The sequence below is a fragment of the Polynucleobacter nymphae genome (assembly GCF_018882155.1).
In the GTDB taxonomy this organism is placed as follows: domain Bacteria; phylum Pseudomonadota; class Gammaproteobacteria; order Burkholderiales; family Burkholderiaceae; genus Polynucleobacter; species Polynucleobacter nymphae.
This window is the reverse complement of sequence record NZ_JACVPA010000001.1, coordinates 1141194-1159328: the sequence shown is the minus strand read 5'-3', so window position 1 is coordinate 1159328 and position 18135 is coordinate 1141194. Positions and strand designations below refer to the sequence as shown.

Genomic DNA, 18135 nt, shown 5'->3' with positions numbered 1-18135 from the left:
TAGCATGCAAGCTGCAATTTCCATTAAAAATGTATCCAAAAACTACGGGGCACTTCAGGCGCTCGATGATGTTTCCTTGAGCATTGAGCCAGGTGAATTTTTTGGCTTACTAGGCCCTAATGGTGCTGGCAAAACGACCCTGATTTCTATCTTGGCAGGTTTGGTCACTCCAAATAAAGGCCATGCCGCAATTATGGGCGCCGATGTACAAAAAACATTTCGTGAAGCGCGCCGAATGTTGGGCGTTGTTCCACAAGAGTTAGTATTTGACCCGTTCTTTACGGTTCGTGAAACCTTACGTTTTCAATCTGGCTACTTCGGTATTCGCAATAACGATGCATGGGTTGACGAGATCATGGCTAATCTTGACCTCACATCAAAAGCAGATAGTAATATGCGCTCTTTATCGGGCGGTATGAAGCGCCGAGTATTGGTTGCTCAAGCTTTGGTTCATAGACCTCCAGTCATTATTCTGGATGAACCTACGGCTGGCGTGGATGTAGAGTTACGCCAGTCTTTATGGCAGTTCATTAGCAGGCTGAATCAAGATGGCCACACGATTGTGCTAACTACCCATTACCTAGAAGAAGCCGAAGCGTTATGTCAGCGCATTGCTATGCTCAAGCAAGGCAAGATTGTTGCCTTAGATACCACTGCCAATCTTTTGGCGCGTCACGGTTCAATAAAAAAAGATGGTGAAGGCAAGACGGATTTAGAAGAGGTATTTGTCAACATCATGTCGGGAGGTGCTTTATGAAGCACGGACTGAGTAGGCCACCTTTAGAGTACGGCAGTGGTTTTCCAACATTGTTGCGTAAAGAAATACTCCGTTTTTACAAAGTAGGGTTTCAGACTGTAGCTGCTCCAGTATTAACCGCCGTTTTATATCTCATGATTTTTGGCCAGGTTCTTGAAGGTAGAGAAGTCTATGGTCGCTTAAGTTACACAGCATTTTTAATACCAGGCTTAGTGATGATGAGCGTTTTGCAAAATGCCTTCGCAAACACTTCATCTTCCTTAATTCAATCCAAGGTTACGGGTAACCTAGTATTTGTTTTACTTGCCCCGCTGAGCCATTTTGAGTTTTATGCAGCCTATATTTTGGCAGCGGTGTTTCGGGGTGTAGTAGTAGGCTTTGGGGTGTTTTTAATTACTGCCTGGTATGGCCTTCCTGCAATAGAGTATCCATTGTGGATTTTGACCTTTGCCTTTTTAGGCGCTGCTATTTTAGGTAGTTTGGGTTTGATTGCTGGCATCTGGGCGGATAAGTATGATCAGCTAGCTGCCTTTCAGAACTTTGTCATCATGCCTGCCACGATGTTGTCAGGAGTTTTCTACTCAATTCATTCGCTGCCACCAGCATGGCAGGTTGTGTCGCATTTCAACCCATTCTTTTATATGATTGATGGATTCCGTTACGGCTTTTTCGGGGTTTCTGATTTCTCCCCGTGGAATAGTTTGGCAATCATTACTTGTTTTTTTATTGCCGTTTCAATCATTGCTTTGCGCTTATTACAAAAGGGCTATAAGCTCCGCCATTAATGATTTAGTTTTATTAGGAGAGATTGATGTTTCCAACCCCAGAGCAAATTGAGGGCTACATTAAGCAGGGAATTGTCTGCACCCATATTCAGGTAGAAGGTGATGGCCAGCATTTTTTTGCAACGATTGTGAGCCCAGAATTTGAAGGCAAGCGTTTAGTACAACGCCATCAATTGGTCTATGGCGCGATGGGCGATCGGATGAAAGCCGAAGTACATGCTTTATCGATTAAGGCATTTACGCCGCAAGAGTTTGCCCAGAATCCTGCGGCCTAAGATTATTATTAATAACAGCACTACATCAGTCTTTACTGGAATCGTTTCATGGATAAATTAAGAATGGTTGGCGGCACACCTCTCAATGGTGAGGTAGTTATCGCAGGGGCTAAAAATGCCGCCTTACCGATTCTTTGTGCATGCTTGCTGACTGACCAACCAGTAGTACTGCGTAACGTTCCAGATTTGCAGGACGTGCGTACGATGCTCAAACTCTTGCAGGAAATTGGCGTAACCGTTACCTTTCCCGATGCAACTGATCGTAGTCATTTAGTACTCAGTGCAGCTGTGATCAAGAGTTCAGAGGCAACCTATGAGATGGTGAAAACCATGCGTGCCTCTATTTTGGTTCTTGGCCCCCTTCTAGCCAGAATGCATAGCGCTAAGGTCTCCTTGCCTGGCGGCTGTGCTATTGGTGCTCGCCCAGTAGATCAACACATCAAAGGCTTGAAAGCCATGGGCGCAAGTATCAAGATTAAGAGCGGTTATATTCAAGCAGAAACTAAGCCATCAACTGATCGCCTTAAGGGCGCATCAATTTTGACTGACATGATTACGGTAACGGGCACAGAGAATTTATTGATGGCTGCTACCTTAGCATCGGGTACAACAATTCTAGAAAACGCTGCACGTGAACCAGAGGTCGGTGATCTTGCTGAGTTATTGGTGAAGATGGGTGCCAAGATTACTGGTATTGGCAGCGATCGTTTAGTCATTGAAGGTGTTGAAAAACTGCACGGCGCTGAGCATGCAGTGATACCGGATCGCATTGAGGCAGGCACATTCTTGTGCGCAGTTGCTGCTGCTGGTGGCGAGGTGCTTGTGAAGCATTGCCGCCCTGATACTTTAGATGCGGTGATGGTGAAACTGAAGGAGGCTGGCCTACAAATGGAAGTGGGCCCAGATTGGATTAAGGCCTCTATGCATGGTCGCCCTAAGGCCGTGAGTTTTCGCACTTCAGAATACCCAGCGTTCCCAACTGATATGCAGGCGCAATTGATGGCTGTCAATGCAGTAGCAGGAGGCAGTTCAACAATTACTGAAACGATTTTTGAGAATCGTTTTATGCATGTTCAAGAGTTAAATCGCCTAGGCGCTGATATTGCAATCGAAGGAAATACCGCAATTGCGCAGGGCGTTGAAAAGCTCTCGGGTGCCATTGTGATGGCTACCGATTTACGTGCCTCTGCTAGTTTGGTCATTGCTGGCTTGGCAGCTCAAGGTGAAACTCAGGTTGATCGGATCTACCATTTAGATCGTGGCTATGACCGTATGGAGCATAAATTGACGCTTTTAGGCGCAAAGATTGAGCGCATCAAGTAAGCCTGATGGATAATTAGTCCATGAAATTGACTTTAGCCCTCTCTAAGGGCCGCATCTTCGAAGAAACTGCAGAGATCTTATCCAAGATCGGCATTGTGCCGAAGGAAGATCCTGAAAAGTCACGCAAACTCATTATTGAAACCTCAAATTCAGACGTGCGCTTGATTATTGTGCGCGCCTCAGATGTGCCTACCTATGTGCAATTTGGGGGTGCTGATTTCGGCGTTGCAGGTTTGGATGTCTTGATGGAAAAAGGGACTGATGGTCTTTATGTGCCATACGATCTCAATATTGCTAAGTGCCGTATGTCGGTTGCAGTGCGTGAAGGTTTTGACTATGCTGCAGCGGTTAAGCAGGGCTCTCGCTTAAAGGTAGCCACGAAATACGTGAATTGCGCACGTGAGCACTTTGCTAACAAAGGTGTACACATTGATACGATTCAGCTCTATGGCTCGATGGAGTTAGCACCACTAGTCGGTTTAGCTGATGCAATTGTGGACTTAGTTTCGACTGGTAATACGCTTAAAGCTAATGGCTTGGTTGAGGTTGAACCGATTGCGGATATCAGTGCACGCCTAGTAGTGAACCAAGCTTCATACAAGCGTAAGCGTGCTCAACTGCAACCCATTTTTGAGCTGCTGAAGTAAAGCGCAACCTTACTTCTCGCTCAAATGTCTGCACAAATCAAAATCAAGCGCCTCAATAGCCAGGACGCAGATTTCAAAGAAACCCTGCTCTCCAGCCTTTCTTTGCCTATGGCTGATGATGAAGCGATTGATGCGACTGTCGCCAAAATTCTTTTAGCAGTTAAAGAAAAGGGTGATGAAGCAGTCTTGGGCTTCACTAAACAATTTGATCGCTTAAATGTTAATCAGGTTTCTGAATTAGAGATTCCTCGTAAAGATTTAGAACAAGCTTATCAGTCTTTATCTATCGAACAAAAGAGCGCATTAGATGTTGCTGCACAAAGAGTGCGCACATATCACGAGCAGCAAAAGATCGAAGCGGGTTGTCACTCTTGGGAATATGAAGAGGCAGATGGTACGCGCTTAGGTCAAAAAGTCACAGCACTAGATCGTGTCGGTATTTATGTTCCAGGCGGTAAAGCGGCTTACCCCTCTTCTGTTCTGATGAATGCTATACCAGCCAAAGTCGCTGGTGTTCAGGAAGTCATCATGGTTGTGCCAACGCCAGATGGTGCGCGTAATCCATTGGTATTGGCTGCTGCCTACTTGGCCGGTGTAGACCGCGTCTTTACGATTGGCGGCGCTCAAGCAGTTGGTGCTTTGGCTTATGGCACCAAGAGTATTCCATCGGTAGATAAGATTGTTGGTCCTGGTAACGCTTATGTTGCTGCTGCCAAGCGCAGGGTATTTGGGATTGTTGGTATTGACATGATTGCTGGCCCTTCGGAAATTTTGGTGTTGTGCGATGGCTCAAGTAATCCAGATTGGATTGCGATGGATCTGTTTTCTCAAGCAGAACACGATGAGCAAGCCCAATCTATTTTGTTGTGCCCAGATGCTAGCTTCATTGAACAAGTACAAGCAAGCATGAATAAGCTACTTCCTGAGATGCCAAGAGCTAAAGTCATCGAAGCCTCTTTGACGAATCGCGCCTTATTGATTCAGGTAAAAGATATGAGTGAAGCTTGCGAGATTGCTAATGCAATTGCCGCAGAGCACTTAGAGATTTGCGCTGCTGATCCACGCAAGTGGGCAGAGAAAATTCGTCATGCAGGTGCGATCTTCATAGGCAACTACACCAGTGAGGCGCTGGGGGATTACTGCGCTGGGCCAAATCACGTTCTACCAACAGCCCGCACTGCCCGCTTTTCATCCCCGCTGGGTGTCTACGACTTTATTAAGCGCTCCAGCATGATTGAGGTGAGCGAGGCGGGTGCCCAGACCTTAGGAGCAGTAGCTAGCACGCTTGCCCACGGTGAGGGCTTACAAGCCCATGCGCGCGCTGCCGAGATGCGCCTAAAGAAATAAGTTCAGAAATAATTCGAAAATAAACTCGAATTAAATTAAGCTAAGATTTCTTTTAAAGCGGCGACGAGTTCGCCGCTTTGTTCATCTGTGCCAATCGTAATGCGCAAGAAGTTTTCTATACGTGGTAATTTAAAGTGGCGCACGATAATGCCGCGATCACGCAATGCCTGGTAGAGCGCCGCTCCAGCATGCTGAGGATGGCGAGTAAAGATAAAGTTTGCAGTTGAAGGCAAGGTTTCAAATCCCAGAGCATTCAAATCACTTACGAGCTTGGCGCGGGTTTGCATTACCTGTTGAGAAGTTTGCTCAAGGTGAGCTTGATCCTCAATCGCGGCAATTGCACCTGCCTGTGCTAGGCGTCCAAGAGGATAAGAGTTGAAACTATTTTTGACGCGCTCCAAGCCTGCAATTAAATCGGGATGACCTACCGCAAAGCCAACGCGCAGACCAGCAAGGGCGCGTGATTTAGAAAGTGTATGAACAACTAGAAGATTCTCTGGGCAAGCGGCACCACGCAAAAGCGGAATACAAGACTGCGTGCCGTAATCAACATAGGCTTCATCAATTACTAGTACAGAGTCTTTATTCCTGGATAGAAGAGTTTGGATCTCAGAGCGCGTTATAGATCTACCGGTTGGCGCATTTGGATTGGGGAAAATAATTCCACCATTTGGAGTTTTGTAATCAGCTAGATTAATCTCAAACTCTTTTCCAAGAGGAATGGTTTTGTAGTCAATCCCGAGCAGTTTGCAGTAGACCGGGTAGAAGCTATAAGTGATGTCAGGAAAGAGAACTGGTTTACTGTGTTTGAGTAGGCCAGCAAAAACATGGGCCAGAACTTCATCGGAGCCGTTGCCTAAAAAGACTTGTTTTGGGTCTAGGCCATGTAACTTGGCAATGGCTTGCTTCAGTGCAGCGCCCTCTGGATCAGGATAAAGACGTAAATCTTCATTATTTTGGGCATTAATTGCCGCAAGAGCCTTAGGCGATGGTCCATAAGGACTTTCGTTTGTGTTGAGCTTTACCAGCCGCTGCATTTGCGGTTGCTCCCCAGGGACATAAGGGGTCAAGGTGTGAACAACAGGGCTCCAAAAACGGCTCATTAGGGTACTCAGCTCAAAAATCAGAATGAAAGTGAAGCAATATCTGCATTTATAAATCTTCTAGGAATGATATTATGAGGCTTCAATCAACACTTCGCCTCGCGGCGCAATGAAATGCGGCAAGCCGACGTTACCCGAAACACTTCGGAAACCAAAATTCAAATTTCCATCAATTTAGATGGTACTGGGAAGGCTGAGCTGGCCTCCGGCGTTCCTTTTTTAGACCATATGCTTGATCAGATTGCTCGTCACGGCATGATTGACCTCAAAGTAGTTGGCAATGGCGATACCCATATTGATGATCACCATACTGTTGAAGATGTGGGAATTACCTTGGGTCAGGCGTTTGCTAAGGCAGTAGGTGATAAGGCAGGCATTACCCGTTATGGCCACGCCTATGTACCTTTGGACGAAACCCTTTCGCGTGTTGTGATCGATTTTTCTGGTCGTCCAGGATTGGAATTTAACGTGCCATTTACTCGAGCTCGAGTAGGTGACTTTGATGTTGATCTCAGCATTGAGTTCTTCCGTGGTTTTGTGAATCACGCTGGAGTGACTTTACACATTGATAATTTGCGTGGCATTAATGCGCACCATCAGATTGAAACTGTGTTCAAGGCTTTTGGCCGCGCCTTACGTATGGCTCTAGCCATTGATCCACGGGCATCTGGTGCCGTCCCTTCAACTAAAGGCAGTCTCTAATCTAGACACCTTATAGTTGCTCTGCAGACAACAGCGAAAGATAAGCTAAATTGGCGCAAACGATTGCGATTGTTGATTATGGAATGGGTAATCTACGTTCCGTATATCAAGCATTTCATCATGTAGCTCCAGGTGACAATGTATTGATTGCACATCAGCCGGAAGATATTCGTTCTGCAGCTCGTGTTGTCTTGCCGGGTCAAGGTGCCATGCCTGATTGCATGAAACATCTTCAAGAGTCTGGCTTGCTAGAGGCACTCTTAGAGGCGGCAAAAAATAAGCCCCTACTTGGAGTATGTGTAGGTGAGCAGATGCTGTTTGATCAAAGCGCTGAAGTGCGCGCCACAGAAAAAACCCCATGGACATCCTGTTTGGGTTTAATCCCCGGCGAAGTCCGTCGTTTTGAGTTGGCTGGCAAGAAGCAGGCTGATGGCTCCGCTTATAAAGTTCCCCATATGGGGTGGAATCAGGTGCGTCAAGACTCAAAACACCCCCTTTGGAACGGTATTCCTGACTTAAGCAGCTTTTATTTTGTCCATAGCTACTATGTTGTGCCGCAACGCAAAGAAGATATTGCGGGCTCAACAGAGTACGGGGATTGGTTTACTTCTGCGGTGGCACGAGATAATATTTTCGCTACACAATTTCATCCAGAAAAAAGTGCAGAATACGGATTAAAGCTTTATCAAAATTTTGTTTCTTGGCAACCTTAAAACTTTCTAACCTTTAGATATGCTGCTGATTCCTGCAATTGATCTCAAAGACGGCCACTGCGTTCGACTCGAACAAGGTGATATGGACAAAGCCACGGTTTTCTCGGAAGATCCTGGTGCTATGGCCACGCACTGGATTAGTAAAGGGGCGCGCCGCTTACATCTAGTAGATCTTAATGGTGCCTTTGCTGGCAAGCTTAAAAATGAGTCTGCCATCAAATCGATTCTCAAAGCAGTCGGCGATGAGATTCCCGTTCAATTGGGCGGCGGCATTCGTGACCTTGAAACGATTGAGCGTTTATTGGATGACGGCATTAGTACTGTGATCATTGGTACTGCCGCAGTGAAGAGTCCCGGCTTTGTGCAAGATGCGTGTACTGCATTCCCTGGCCATGTGATGGTAGGCTTAGATGCACGTGATGGCAAGGTCGCTACAGATGGCTGGAGCAAGATCACTGGTCATGAGGTGATTGACCTTGCTAAGAAGTTTGAAGACTGGGGCGTTGAAGCAATCATCTATACCGACATTGGTCGTGACGGCATGCTCAAGGGCGTCAATATTGAAGCTACTATTAAGCTCGCTCAGGCTATTCGCATTCCAGTAATTGCAAGTGGCGGTCTTTCAAGTAATAAAGATATCGAAGCACTTTGTAAGGCAGAAGAAGAGGGCGTGATGGGCGTCATTGCTGGTCGCTCTATCTATGCTGGAGACCTTGATCTTGCAGCAGCTCAAAAATATGCGGATGAGTTAACTCTCAAGTACGCAAAGAAAATTATCTAGTGCTCACTAAGCGAATTATTCCTTGCCTTGATGTGACTGCAGGGCGAGTTGTTAAGGGTGTGAATTTCGTTGGCTTACGAGATGCTGGCGATCCTATAGAAATCGCTAAACGCTATGACACCCAAGGGGCGGATGAGCTCACTTTTTTAGACATCACTGCAACATCTGATGGACGCGATTTAATCTTGCACATCATTGAAGATGTGGCGTCACAAGTTTTTATTCCCTTAACTGTTGGAGGTGGGGTGCGTGCAGTTGCTGATGTGCGACGCTTGCTAAATGCTGGCGCAGATAAAGTGAGCATGAATTCTTCAGCAGTCGCTAATCCAGATTTAGTTTCTGATGCTGCAGCCTATTACGGATCCCAATGCATTGTGGTTGCGATAGATGCCAAACAAACTGCTGCCGGCAATTGGGAGGTATTTACCCATGGCGGCAGAACGGCTACTGGCATTGATGTGGTTGCGTGGGCTAGTGAAGTGGCTAAACGTGGTGCCGGCGAAATTTTGCTTACGAGTATGAATCGTGATGGCAGTAAAGATGGCTTCGATTTGGCTTTAACTGCAGCTGTCAGTGATGCAGTGTCTATTCCGGTAATTGCATCGGGTGGCGTAGGTAATCTTCAGCATTTAGTGGATGGTATTACTAAAGGCCATGCTGATGCAGTGCTGGCGGCCAGCATTTTTCACTATGGTGAGTTCACCGTAGGACAGGCAAAAGAATATATGGCTGCCCAAGGAATTCCGGTTCGTATTTAGCGAGAACTTTTAAGCACTGATGGCCATATGAGCGATAAAAGCAGAGCGATTTTCTCCAGCTGATTTAGCCTTCGCATCCAATCTTGCCAATACTCTTTTTGGTAAAGATATATTTACTCTTTCGATATCGTCTGATAGCAAAGCTGGGTCAATCTCGGCAATTGCCCAAATATATCCCTTGAACTCTTTCTTTTTCTGTAGATTGGTAATTGGGCTAGGCTTCGGTATATCTTCACCAGCGTCTAATGCTGCCTCAATCCAAAGTTCAATCGCTTCTTTGGTATTTTCAATTGCCTCATCAATTCCGCTATCGGCAGCTGAGAAGCAGCCAGGTAAGTCAGGAACGATTACGCCCCACGCTAATTTATCTCCACCCGGTTCAATCGCAATTGGATATTTCATGATGATTCCTCTATTTCATTCCTGCTTGTTTTAGTAGCTTTTGAACTAATCCAATCCCTAAATCCTTTTTGGGGTGAGGAACAGTGATATGCCCAGGTTTATGGGGGTGATTAAAAACATGATGAGAGCCTTTTGAGCCCCGCAATACCCAGCCATCTTTTTCTATGACCTTAATTAGTTTTTTGCTATTCATCCGCAAATTATAAATTCTATACACATCATACACACAAATATGGTGAGTGTCCATAAGGTGGGGCGGGTCATTACTGCAGGCCCCGACAACTACTTATTTGGTTTGGCCTTAACAATTCTGTCAAAATTGAGCCAATGTCAGATACAAATAAAAATCCTCAAGACCAAACCTTATTAGATGCCGTGACTTGGAATGATCAGGGTTTAGTTCCAGTCATTGCACAAGAGGTCGGCAGTAAAGATGTTTTGATGATGGCTTGGATGAATCGCGATGCACTTCTAGAAACTATGCGTTTAGGTGAGGCGGTTTACTGGACACGCTCTCGTCAAAAACTCTGGCACAAAGGTGAAGAGTCTGGCCACACCCAAAAGGTAAAAGAAATTCGCTTAGATTGTGACGGCGATACGATCTTGTTAATGGTTGAGCAAAAGGATGGAATCGCCTGTCACACTGGAGAGCATAGTTGCTTCTTTTTCCAATGGGACTCTACTAAATCCGTCTGGGTTGACAAGTCTAAGAAGTAGGCTTGCTTAATAAAAGACATAAAATAAACCAATGACGAGTTCTTCAAACAAACCCTCTAATGTAGATTCTGCATTTGCACATTTGGCTGATGTAGTAGATCAACGTCGTGATGCCTTTAAGGCGGGCCAAGTAGATCCTAAGACTTCCTATACCGCTTTACTCTTTTCAAAGGGTGATGATGGAATTCTCAAGAAGATCGGTGAAGAGGCAACTGAAGCCGTCATGGCTGCTAAAGATTCGCGGAGTGCCAACTTAGCCCCAGAGCAACAAAAGCTGCTGGTTGCTGAAATGGCTGACCTTTGGTTTCACTGCCTCATTGCCTTGTCCCAATTTAACTTACGCCCTGAAGAGGTGATTGCAGAATTGGATCGCCGCTTGGGGACATCTGGGATCGAAGAGAAAGCTGCCAGAAAAGCATCTGGCAAGGAATAGGTAGGTATGTCGCACGATCCGAATTGCCTATTTTGTAAGATTTCGCAAGGTTTAATCCCATCCCAGAAGGTCTATGAGGATGAGGAAATCTACGCATTTAAGGATATCAATCCTGCTGCACCAGTGCATTTTCTGCTGATTCCTAAGAAACATATCCCTATGCTGGAGTCAGCAGAAAGCATTGATGCCCCTTTGCTGGGTAGAATGATGGAATTAGCACCGCGGCTTGCCAAAGAGCAAGGTTGCCGTCCTGGTAAGGATGGCGGCTTTAGATTAATGGTGAATAATGGTGCAGATGGAGGGCAGGAGGTTTATCACTTGCATTTGCATTTGATGGGCGGTCCGCGACCCTGGAAAAAATAATCCAAGGAGATTCAAAATGGGCTCATTTAGCATTTGGCATTGGTTAATTGTTTTAGTCATCGTGATGTTGGTATTTGGTACCAAGAAATTGCGCAACATTGGCCAAGATTTGGGTGGTGCTGTGAAAGGCTTTAAAGATGGCATGAAGCCGGGTGAAGAATCTAAGGAACAACTTCAGCAAGGCGCTGCAACAGCAGAAAAGACTGTTGACGTGCAAGCCAAAGATGTCAACAAGTGATTCTTGATAGCGCAATAGAAATTCATGTGGTTTTTAGAAGACTGCTTCAATGATTGATCTTGGAGTTTCCAAGCTTGCGCTCATCGCAGTAGTTGCTTTAGTTGTTGTGGGCCCAGAGCGCCTGCCAAAGATTGCTCGCATGGCGGGCAATTTATTTGGTCGTGCACAGCGTTATATGGCTGATATTAAATCTGAAGTGAATCGTCAGATGGAAGTTGAGGAATTTAAAAAGTTCCGTGAAGAAAGTGCCTCTGCGCTCAAAGAGGTTGAGAACAGCATTAATTCAACTGTTCAAGAGGCCAATACCCATCTGAGTGATCAGGCTGATATTTTTGAAACTAGTTTTGAGAAATTGCCTCTTGACGAAAGAGCGGTATGGGATAAGACCAAGCGTCAAGGCCGCAATAGCTGGGGTGTCAGACGGGCAGCTAGACCCATTTGGTTTAAGCGCTCAGCAGGCATGCGAACACGGGTTCAATCGGGCGCTGCCAGAATGAAGCGCTTTCATCACAGCGCCATCAAATAAATAAAATAAGCATAAAAACACCTTCGCATGTCAGAAAATAATTCCACTGAAGATTCAGGATTGCAAGAATCTTTTCTCTCGCATTTGTTCGAGTTGCGTGATCGCGTTATCAAGTCTACCTTGGCAATTCTTGTCGTGTTTGCTTGCTTGGCCTATTGGGCGCCAGACATTTTCCATTTATTTGCGCAGCCACTATTAAAGGCATTGCCTGCAGGCGGCAAAATGATCGTCACGGATGTGACTGGATCTTTCTTTGTGCCCATGAAAGTCACGATGTTGGTAGCATTTCTGATTGCCTTGCCAGTAGTGATGTATCAGTTATGGGCCTTCATTGCGCCTGGCCTATACATGCATGAGCGAAAATTGATTTTGCCTTTAGTGGTGAGTAGCTATAGCTTGTTTATATTTGGCATGGCTTTTGCCTACTTCTTAGTATTTCCGACAGTATTCAATTTCATGGCTAGCTATAACGCTCCACTGGGCGCGGAAATGTCGACTGACATTGATAACTATTTAAGTTTTGCCATGACCACTTTCTTAGCTTTTGGTATTACTTTTGAAGTGCCTGTCGTAGTAGTGGTCTTAGTCCGCATGGGAATGGTGCCTTTAGCCAAGTTGAGAGAGATTCGCCCCTATGTGATCGTGGGGGCCTTTGTAATCTCTGCAGTTGTGACTCCGCCAGATGTGCTTTCACAATTACTGTTGGCTGTACCGATGACGCTACTTTATGAATTAGGTTTATTAATTGCTCGTTTTTATGTGCCAAAGCCTGCAGATGACCAGACAGACAAAGAAGATCAAACTAGCTCTGCGTCAGTCTGACTTTTAGAGCCCTTAGCAAAACTTGCTGTCAGCCAATTGGTAACGCGATCAAAGCGGTAGCGCCGTTGACGCAGATTACCTTCGATATCTAAATCAGAACCAGCAAATACTTTGCCCGCTGCTAATAAGGCGCGCCGCTGTTGAATTGTCTCAATCTGAATCAGTCTGGGCAAAATCTTCGGCAGCTCCCAACGAATATCCACTACTACGCAGTGTTCGTGCTGAAGCTGGCCGATTTCACAGAGTAATAATTCTGCTTTGCTAAAGTTAAATTGATTGGCAATGACAATGCGATGACACAGCAATAACCAATCTTCATCCAATTTACGTTCAGCATGATGGTTGATAGCACGTTCAGCATATTGTGCTAACTTAAACCACTCATTTAACTGAGGGTTGGGGCAGCCCTCCAAAATCTTGCTAAGTAATTCTTTTGCTTCTGCTACGCCTTGTTGATGTGCTTGCCATACCCAATAAGAGGCTTGCAAGCCGCGTACTTTTTCATCAGATTTTTCGCGCTTGCGCCAAAGGTTGGCGCCTTTTCGGAGTTGAGCTTGTGCATGGCTAAGATCAGCGGCACGATCAAAGCAGCGATCGCTTTCGGCGGCACTGTATCCAGAAAATTGCGGGCGACGATAAATTTCACCTAACGCATACCAAGCGTCCCTGTCGCCATCATTGGCAGCAAGCTCTAACCAGTGGGCGGCTTTTTTGAGGGAGGCATTCGATTTTGTATCGCCGCCATCTAATTGCGCGAGACGTAAACCCAAAGTGAGCTTGGCTAGTGTGAGACCCAGCTCTGCCGCCTCAAACAGCGCCTCTTCATTTCCATTTTCCAGCCATGCTTTCCATAGGGAGGGAAGCGATTCATTTTTGGGTTGCAACTTGATTAATAGTTCTTTAGCAGATGCAGTGAATGGAGAGTCTATTAGAGAAAGCTCTTGCAGATATTCTTGAGCTAATTTTTGCAAGCCTGCTAAATCTAAGCGAGGGGTTTTTTCAAACGCGGGCGTTGCAATCGTTTTGCTTACCCAGTCAATAAGCTGCGATTGAGTCTCTTCGTATGCTGGATTCATTAAAAGGTTTGCCAGTTGCCACTTGGCAGCTAAAGTTGGCTGATCTTGGGTCGTGCGAGCTGCCAACTCCCAAAATGAGCCCCAGCCAAACCCAAAGGCGGGGGAATTAAAGGTCTCTACTAGTGGGATGTTGGCAACCTGGGCAAAAAGTTCAGAAATTTCATCTTGAATTGCGCCTTGATTCTTAAGTACTTGATTCGTAATAGAAAAATAGGATTTTTCTAGCCAAATGAGGGCATTAGCGGGTTGAATTGGGGTTTTGAATGCCCCAGTCATATAAGCCTGTGCCAGTTTTTGTTGCGCCAATACATCACCCAAGCGGGCAGAACTGAGGATTTTTAGGAATTCGCGACTTGCCATATAACAATTTTGTCATCTAGAGGCTATAAAAGACAGAAAACTAGGGTCTTGTTGCCGAGATACAACGAAGAAAGCCAAAAAACTACCTTTTGACAAGCAAAAAGAGCCTCTAAATACCCTTACCACCAGTCTAGGAGGCTAATGCAAGCAAAATTCATAGGTCCCAGTTTTATTTGGGCATTACTTTTAATTTTTGGAGATTTAAAGAATGAAAAAATCACTATTAGCACTTGCAGCAATGGGAGCTTTTGCTTCTGTAGCTCAAGCACAGTCAAGCGTGACTGTATATGGCGTTCTTGACGAAGGCTATGTTGGCGGCAATAGCAGAGTTAGTAACGGTACTGTTGCTGTTAACGGCGCGGTGCCTAACACACTAACCGCTACTAACGGTACAACTGGTGTTATTAAGAAAACCAACGGCGGTTTCACCGGCGGTAATGAATCTACTAGCCGTATCGGCGTTAGAGGTTCTGAAGATTTAGGCGGCGGTACATCTGCATTCTTCACATACGAAGCTGCAATTGACATGGATTCTGGCTCTACAACAGGTTTGTTCTCCACTACCCGTCAAGCATTTGTAGGCTTGAAGAAAAATGGAATTGGTCAATTTGCCGTAGGTACACAGAATACCGTAATCTATGACGCTATTTTGGCTACAGCGGCAACTGGTGTTAATAATATTAATGGTAGCTTGGTCGATAATATGTCTACAAAAGGCATTGGTACTTTAGCCGTTCAGTCTGGTATTGCTAACGCTACCGGTTACGAGACTCGTATTGGTAATACCCTTGGCTTGAAATCAGATAATTTCGCTGGCTTTACCGTTCGCGCTAGTGTGACTGCAGCAAGCACTAACACAACGAATACTGCCCCTGGCGGTGCTGCTGTTGGTACAGGTGGTCAAGCTAACGTGAATGGCCAAGCTATTGGTGTTGATTATGCTTGGAAGAAATTGTTCTTGACAGCCAACTATCAAAACTTCACAGCTTCATCTAACACCAATGCGGCAACTACTCTTCCAATCCTCTTTGGCGCGACTGCTGCTAATACAGGCGGCTCTACAAACGCCTTGGGTACTAACGTTAGAGATTCTGGCCAGTACTATGCTGGTACTTATGACTTCGGTGTTTTGAAGGCATATGTACAGTACATCAATCGCAAGGCAACTGTTGACTCTAATCCAAGTGCTTTCAGCAAATTTACTGCTCAACAGATTGGTGTTCGTAGCTTTATTACACCAGCGCTTGAAGGTTGGATTGCTGGATCTGTAGGTAAATATGCCTCACTTCCTGCTACACAAACAACCAACGGGAATATTACTTACACACCTGCTCAGTCTAACCTGACAGCGATGCAAGTTGGTGCAAACTATTTCCTTAGCAAGCGTACAAACTTGTATGCAATCTATGGTCAATCAGGTTCATCTAACGTTGCATACTCTGCAGTTGGCAATACAACTGCTAGCAACATTAACAACTATGCAGTTGGTGTACGTCACACTTTCTAATAGTTTGTTGATGCCGGTTTTATAGGCATAGCTTTAAAAGAAGTGAAAAACACCCGCCAATGGCGGGTGTTTTTTTATTTGTGCAGCTTTATTTTTTTGACTAAGCCCGGTTAGTATTGCTTAAAGATGATTACCAATAAAATATACCCATGAATTCCATCGCTCATGTCCAATTACAAGAGGCAATTCAAGCTTTTCATAACGAAGACTTTGTTAGGGCCGAGAAGATACTGAGAGACATGATTGTTCAGACACCTAATCAGTATGATGCTACCCATCTTTTAGCAATTGTTTGTGCTCATCAGGCAAAGTATCAAGAAGCAATAAGGTATTACCGAAATGCTCTTAGTTTTAGCTCTGATAGTGTTCCGGCATTATCTAACTTGGGAGCTGCCCTCAGCGCAATTGGCCAACCTCATGAAGCCCTTTCTGAGCTAGAGAGGGCGCTGAAGTTAGACCCAAAATTAGCTGCCTTATGGTTTAATGCCGCCAACATTATTAGTGATTTAGGGGAGCACAAAAGAGCGCTAAATTATTATGAACAAGCGATTCAATTAAGTCCTGGCTATATTCAGGCGTATAACAATTTTGGCAAGGCGTTATTTGCTTTAGGGGATTATTCTGAGGCGCTGACTTGTTATGAAAAAGCCATTGCACTAAAACCAGATTACATTGAAGCTTGGTCAAATAAAGGCAATGCCCTGGGAGAGCTAAAGCGCTTAGATGAAGCCTTAGCTTGTTACGATCAAGCCCTGAGCTTGAAATCAGATTACATCGAAGCTTGGTCAAATAAGGGTGTCACACTACAAGAGCTCAAAAAATATAATGAAGCCTTAGCTTGTTACGATCAAGCCTTGACCCTAAAACCAGATTACATCGAAGCTTGGTCAAATAAAGGCAATGCCTTGGGAGAGCTAAAGCGCTTAAATGAAGCCTTGGCTTGTTACGATCAAGCACTCAGCCTAAAACCAGATTACGCTGAGGTTTGGTCAAACAAAGCCAGCACCTTAAGTATGCTGCAACGCTATGACGAAGCTATTCTTTGTTACCAGAAAGCTTTAGATCTTAGCGACAATATTGATTGGATTTATGGAGATCAAATTTATGCACAAATGAAGGTATGCAATTGGTCGAACTTTCAAGAAAACACAGAAATACTGGCAAGAAAAATACGCTCTGGCGAAAAAATAATCAATCCTTTTCAGCTCCTAGCTTTAAATGATGATCCCCTATTGCAAAGACAATGCGCTGAAATTTATGCTCGTGATCAGTATTCAGCTAACCCTATTTTAGGCCCTATCCCCAAGCAAGCCAGAAAAGAAAAAATCTGTATTGCTTATTACTCTGCAGATTTTCGCAACCATCCAACTGCCCATTTGACCGCACAATTATATGAGCTGCACGATAAGGCTCGATTTGAGGTCATTGCTTTTTCTTTTGGTCAGGATGATAAAAGCGTTATGAGATCACGCTTGAGTAAAGCCTTTAACCAGTTTATTGATGCCACTGGCATGTCAGATAAAGAAGTTGCAATGCTGTCTCGAAAATTAGGCGTGGATATCGCGATAGATTTAGGTGGTTTTACCTTAGATAATCGCACAGATATTTTTGCTTATCGTGCGGCACCTATTCAGGTGAATTATTTGGTTTATGCGGGCACGATGGGTGCAAAGTACATGGATTACATTGTTGCTGATGAAACTCTTATTCCATTAACATCGCAACATTTTTATTCAGAAAAGGTAGCGTACTTACCCAATAGCTATCAGGTGAATGACAGTACACGGATAATTACTGATAAAAAATTAACTAGACAACATTTAGGATTACCAGAAAAAGGCTTTGTCTTTTGTTGCTTTAATAACAATCATAAGATTGTGCCAGCCAGCTTTGATATGTGGATGAGGATACTTGGGGCTGAAGACGACAGCATCTTATGGCTCCTTGAAGATAATGCTGCAGCTGCTGAAAATCTTAAAAAAGAAGCATTGAGCCGAGGTATTGACGGAGATAGGCTTATATTTGCGAAGCGTACATCTCCTGCAGAGCATCTTATGCGCCATTGCAGTGCTGATTTATTCTTGGATACTCTTCCCTATAACGCGCACACTACTGCTAGTGACGCCTTGTGGATGGGATTACCGGTATTGACGCTGATGGGCGAATCTTTTGCTGGACGTGTGGCCGCAAGTTTACTGAATGCAGTTGATTTGCCAGAGCTTATTACACGCACATCAAAAGAATATGAGGCGCTGGCAATTGACCTAGCTATAAACCCTGAGAGCTTAGAGGCTATTAGGTCGCGACTCGAGAGGAATAGGTTGAGCAAGCCTTTATTCAATACCCCACTATTTACTCAGAACCTTGAGGAGGCCTATATTCAGATGTATGAGCGTTATCAAGCAGATTTGGCCCCTGACCACATCTATTTATAGAGTGGTTTGGCTAGAAAAGCTAGATTAAACCTTAAAAACCTGCTAAAAAAGAGCAGTTGCATTAA

21 protein-coding genes and 1 pseudogene are annotated in these 18135 nt (G+C 44.9%); 18 read left to right on the top strand and 4 right to left on the bottom strand.

Annotated features, from left to right (window positions below; genetic code table 11):
* Nucleotides 1-4: 4 nt before the first annotated feature.
* The 6 genes and pseudogenes from ICN29_RS05955 to hisD form a co-directional block, all read left to right on the top strand.
* A pseudogene (locus ICN29_RS05955) lies at nucleotides 5-688 on the top strand (ABC transporter ATP-binding protein); the annotation flags it as partial.
* 65 nt (nucleotides 689-753) lie between these two features.
* Nucleotides 754-1542 carry an ABC transporter permease gene (locus ICN29_RS05950; RefSeq protein ID WP_216130653.1) on the top strand — a complete coding sequence of 263 codons (789 nt, stop codon included), beginning with the start codon at nucleotides 754-756 and terminating at the stop codon, nucleotides 1540-1542.
* Nucleotides 1543-1568: 26 nt separating this feature from the next.
* Nucleotides 1569-1817 carry a BolA family protein gene (locus tag ICN29_RS05945; RefSeq protein ID WP_216130651.1) on the top strand — a complete coding sequence of 83 codons (249 nt, stop codon included), beginning with the start codon at nucleotides 1569-1571 and terminating at the stop codon, nucleotides 1815-1817.
* A gap of 48 nt (nucleotides 1818-1865) precedes the next feature.
* The gene (gene murA / locus ICN29_RS05940) at nucleotides 1866-3140 is read left to right on the top strand and encodes a UDP-N-acetylglucosamine 1-carboxyvinyltransferase (RefSeq protein ID WP_216130649.1); all 1275 of its coding nucleotides are present in this window, start codon (nucleotides 1866-1868) and stop codon (nucleotides 3138-3140) included.
* 20 nt (nucleotides 3141-3160) lie between these two features.
* A complete protein-coding gene (gene hisG, locus ICN29_RS05935) occupies nucleotides 3161-3787 on the top strand; it encodes an ATP phosphoribosyltransferase (protein ID WP_216130647.1) in 627 nt (208 codons plus the stop codon).
* A gap of 24 nt (nucleotides 3788-3811) precedes the next feature.
* On the top strand, nucleotides 3812-5134 hold the full coding sequence (gene hisD / locus ICN29_RS05930; protein WP_216130645.1) for a histidinol dehydrogenase: 1323 nt from the start codon (nucleotides 3812-3814) through the stop codon (nucleotides 5132-5134).
* A gap of 35 nt (nucleotides 5135-5169) precedes the next feature.
* On the opposite strand, the gene hisC is transcribed toward hisD, so the two are convergent.
* On the bottom strand, nucleotides 5170-6237 hold the full coding sequence (hisC, locus tag ICN29_RS05925; protein ID WP_216130643.1) for a histidinol-phosphate transaminase: 1068 nt from the start codon (nucleotides 6235-6237) through the stop codon (nucleotides 5170-5172).
* 114 nt (nucleotides 6238-6351) lie between these two features.
* Between hisC and hisB the strand changes: the two genes are divergently transcribed.
* From hisB to hisF, 4 genes are read left to right on the top strand one after another with little or no spacing between them, the layout of a single operon-like run.
* Nucleotides 6352-6939 (top strand): imidazoleglycerol-phosphate dehydratase HisB, encoded by a 588-nt coding sequence (gene hisB, locus ICN29_RS05920; RefSeq protein ID WP_216130640.1) that lies wholly within the window; start codon nucleotides 6352-6354, stop codon nucleotides 6937-6939.
* A gap of 50 nt (nucleotides 6940-6989) precedes the next feature.
* Nucleotides 6990-7652: an imidazole glycerol phosphate synthase subunit HisH gene (gene hisH, locus ICN29_RS05915; protein ID WP_216130638.1), complete on the top strand. Its 663-nt coding sequence runs from the start codon at nucleotides 6990-6992 to the stop codon at nucleotides 7650-7652.
* A gap of 19 nt (nucleotides 7653-7671) precedes the next feature.
* On the top strand, nucleotides 7672-8433 hold the full coding sequence (gene hisA / locus ICN29_RS05910; protein WP_216130636.1) for a 1-(5-phosphoribosyl)-5-[(5-phosphoribosylamino)methylideneamino]imidazole-4-carboxamide isomerase: 762 nt from the start codon (nucleotides 7672-7674) through the stop codon (nucleotides 8431-8433).
* The gene (hisF, locus tag ICN29_RS05905; RefSeq protein WP_216130634.1) at nucleotides 8433-9191 is read left to right on the top strand and encodes an imidazole glycerol phosphate synthase subunit HisF; all 759 of its coding nucleotides are present in this window, start codon (nucleotides 8433-8435) and stop codon (nucleotides 9189-9191) included. Before hisA ends, hisF begins: the two co-directional genes overlap by 1 nt.
* A gap of 9 nt (nucleotides 9192-9200) precedes the next feature.
* Here hisF and ICN29_RS05900 read toward each other — a convergent pair whose 3' ends face one another.
* Nucleotides 9201-9593 (bottom strand): type II toxin-antitoxin system HicB family antitoxin, encoded by a 393-nt coding sequence (locus tag ICN29_RS05900; protein ID WP_088525660.1) that lies wholly within the window; start codon nucleotides 9591-9593, stop codon nucleotides 9201-9203.
* Nucleotides 9594-9603: 10 nt separating this feature from the next.
* Nucleotides 9604-9786, bottom strand: a complete 183-nt coding sequence (locus tag ICN29_RS05895; RefSeq protein WP_216130632.1) for a type II toxin-antitoxin system HicA family toxin — start codon at nucleotides 9784-9786, stop codon at nucleotides 9604-9606.
* 134 nt (nucleotides 9787-9920) lie between these two features.
* Between ICN29_RS05895 and hisI the strand changes: the two genes are divergently transcribed.
* Genes hisI through tatC form a run of 6 tightly spaced genes read left to right on the top strand, consistent with a single transcriptional unit; the run spans nucleotide 9921 to nucleotide 12692 of the window.
* Nucleotides 9921-10310, top strand: a complete 390-nt coding sequence (gene hisI, locus ICN29_RS05890; RefSeq protein WP_216130630.1) for a phosphoribosyl-AMP cyclohydrolase — start codon at nucleotides 9921-9923, stop codon at nucleotides 10308-10310.
* Between the two features lie 31 nt (nucleotides 10311-10341).
* Nucleotides 10342-10743, top strand: a complete 402-nt coding sequence (locus tag ICN29_RS05885; RefSeq protein WP_216130628.1) for a phosphoribosyl-ATP diphosphatase — start codon at nucleotides 10342-10344, stop codon at nucleotides 10741-10743.
* A gap of 6 nt (nucleotides 10744-10749) precedes the next feature.
* On the top strand, nucleotides 10750-11106 hold the full coding sequence (locus ICN29_RS05880; RefSeq protein WP_216130626.1) for a histidine triad nucleotide-binding protein: 357 nt from the start codon (nucleotides 10750-10752) through the stop codon (nucleotides 11104-11106).
* A gap of 16 nt (nucleotides 11107-11122) precedes the next feature.
* Nucleotides 11123-11344, top strand: a complete 222-nt coding sequence (tatA, locus tag ICN29_RS05875; RefSeq protein ID WP_216130624.1) for a Sec-independent protein translocase subunit TatA — start codon at nucleotides 11123-11125, stop codon at nucleotides 11342-11344.
* Between the two features lie 49 nt (nucleotides 11345-11393).
* A complete protein-coding gene (gene tatB / locus ICN29_RS05870) occupies nucleotides 11394-11870 on the top strand; it encodes a Sec-independent protein translocase protein TatB (protein ID WP_216130622.1) in 477 nt (158 codons plus the stop codon).
* Nucleotides 11871-11897: 27 nt separating this feature from the next.
* Nucleotides 11898-12692, top strand: a complete 795-nt coding sequence (gene tatC / locus ICN29_RS05865) for a twin-arginine translocase subunit TatC (RefSeq protein WP_216130620.1) — start codon at nucleotides 11898-11900, stop codon at nucleotides 12690-12692.
* On the opposite strand, the gene ICN29_RS05860 is transcribed toward tatC, so the two are convergent.
* Nucleotides 12668-14128, bottom strand: coding sequence for a tetratricopeptide repeat protein (locus ICN29_RS05860; protein WP_216130618.1), 1461 nt, complete (start codon nucleotides 14126-14128; stop codon nucleotides 12668-12670). The two genes, tatC and ICN29_RS05860, sit on opposite strands and share 25 nt — an antisense overlap.
* Before the next feature lie 208 nt (nucleotides 14129-14336).
* Here ICN29_RS05860 and ICN29_RS05855 point away from each other — a divergent pair, with 208 nt between their 5' ends.
* Nucleotides 14337-15635, top strand: a complete 1299-nt coding sequence (locus ICN29_RS05855) for a porin (protein ID WP_216130616.1) — start codon at nucleotides 14337-14339, stop codon at nucleotides 15633-15635.
* Between the two features lie 149 nt (nucleotides 15636-15784).
* Complete coding sequence (locus ICN29_RS05850) at nucleotides 15785-18070, top strand: tetratricopeptide repeat protein (RefSeq protein ID WP_216130614.1); 2286 nt, start codon at nucleotides 15785-15787, stop codon at nucleotides 18068-18070.
* The last annotated feature ends 65 nt before the right edge of the window (nucleotides 18071-18135 follow it).

Coding starts and splice junctions, on each gene's coding strand:
- ICN29_RS05950 (WP_216130653.1), top strand. CDS start 754: ATGAAGCACGGACTGAGTAGGCCACCTTTAGAGTACGGCAGTGGTTTT.
- ICN29_RS05945 (WP_216130651.1), top strand. CDS start 1,569: ATGTTTCCAACCCCAGAGCAAATTGAGGGCTACATTAAGCAGGGAATT.
- murA (WP_216130649.1), top strand. CDS start 1,866: ATGGATAAATTAAGAATGGTTGGCGGCACACCTCTCAATGGTGAGGTA.
- hisG (WP_216130647.1), top strand. CDS start 3,161: ATGAAATTGACTTTAGCCCTCTCTAAGGGCCGCATCTTCGAAGAAACT.
- hisD (WP_216130645.1), top strand. CDS start 3,812: ATGTCTGCACAAATCAAAATCAAGCGCCTCAATAGCCAGGACGCAGAT.
- hisC (WP_216130643.1), bottom strand. CDS start 6,237: ATGAGCCGTTTTTGGAGCCCTGTTGTTCACACCTTGACCCCTTATGTC.
- hisB (WP_216130640.1), top strand. CDS start 6,352: ATGCGGCAAGCCGACGTTACCCGAAACACTTCGGAAACCAAAATTCAA.
- hisA (WP_216130636.1), top strand. CDS start 7,672: ATGCTGCTGATTCCTGCAATTGATCTCAAAGACGGCCACTGCGTTCGA.
- ICN29_RS05900 (WP_088525660.1), bottom strand. CDS start 9,593: ATGAAATATCCAATTGCGATTGAACCGGGTGGAGATAAATTAGCGTGG.
- ICN29_RS05895 (WP_216130632.1), bottom strand. CDS start 9,786: ATGAATAGCAAAAAACTAATTAAGGTCATAGAAAAAGATGGCTGGGTA.
- hisI (WP_216130630.1), top strand. CDS start 9,921: ATGTCAGATACAAATAAAAATCCTCAAGACCAAACCTTATTAGATGCC.
- ICN29_RS05885 (WP_216130628.1), top strand. CDS start 10,342: ATGACGAGTTCTTCAAACAAACCCTCTAATGTAGATTCTGCATTTGCA.
- ICN29_RS05880 (WP_216130626.1), top strand. CDS start 10,750: ATGTCGCACGATCCGAATTGCCTATTTTGTAAGATTTCGCAAGGTTTA.
- tatA (WP_216130624.1), top strand. CDS start 11,123: ATGGGCTCATTTAGCATTTGGCATTGGTTAATTGTTTTAGTCATCGTG.
- tatB (WP_216130622.1), top strand. CDS start 11,394: ATGATTGATCTTGGAGTTTCCAAGCTTGCGCTCATCGCAGTAGTTGCT.
- tatC (WP_216130620.1), top strand. CDS start 11,898: ATGTCAGAAAATAATTCCACTGAAGATTCAGGATTGCAAGAATCTTTT.
- ICN29_RS05860 (WP_216130618.1), bottom strand. CDS start 14,128: ATGGCAAGTCGCGAATTCCTAAAAATCCTCAGTTCTGCCCGCTTGGGT.
- ICN29_RS05855 (WP_216130616.1), top strand. CDS start 14,337: ATGAAAAAATCACTATTAGCACTTGCAGCAATGGGAGCTTTTGCTTCT.
- ICN29_RS05850 (WP_216130614.1), top strand. CDS start 15,785: ATGAATTCCATCGCTCATGTCCAATTACAAGAGGCAATTCAAGCTTTT.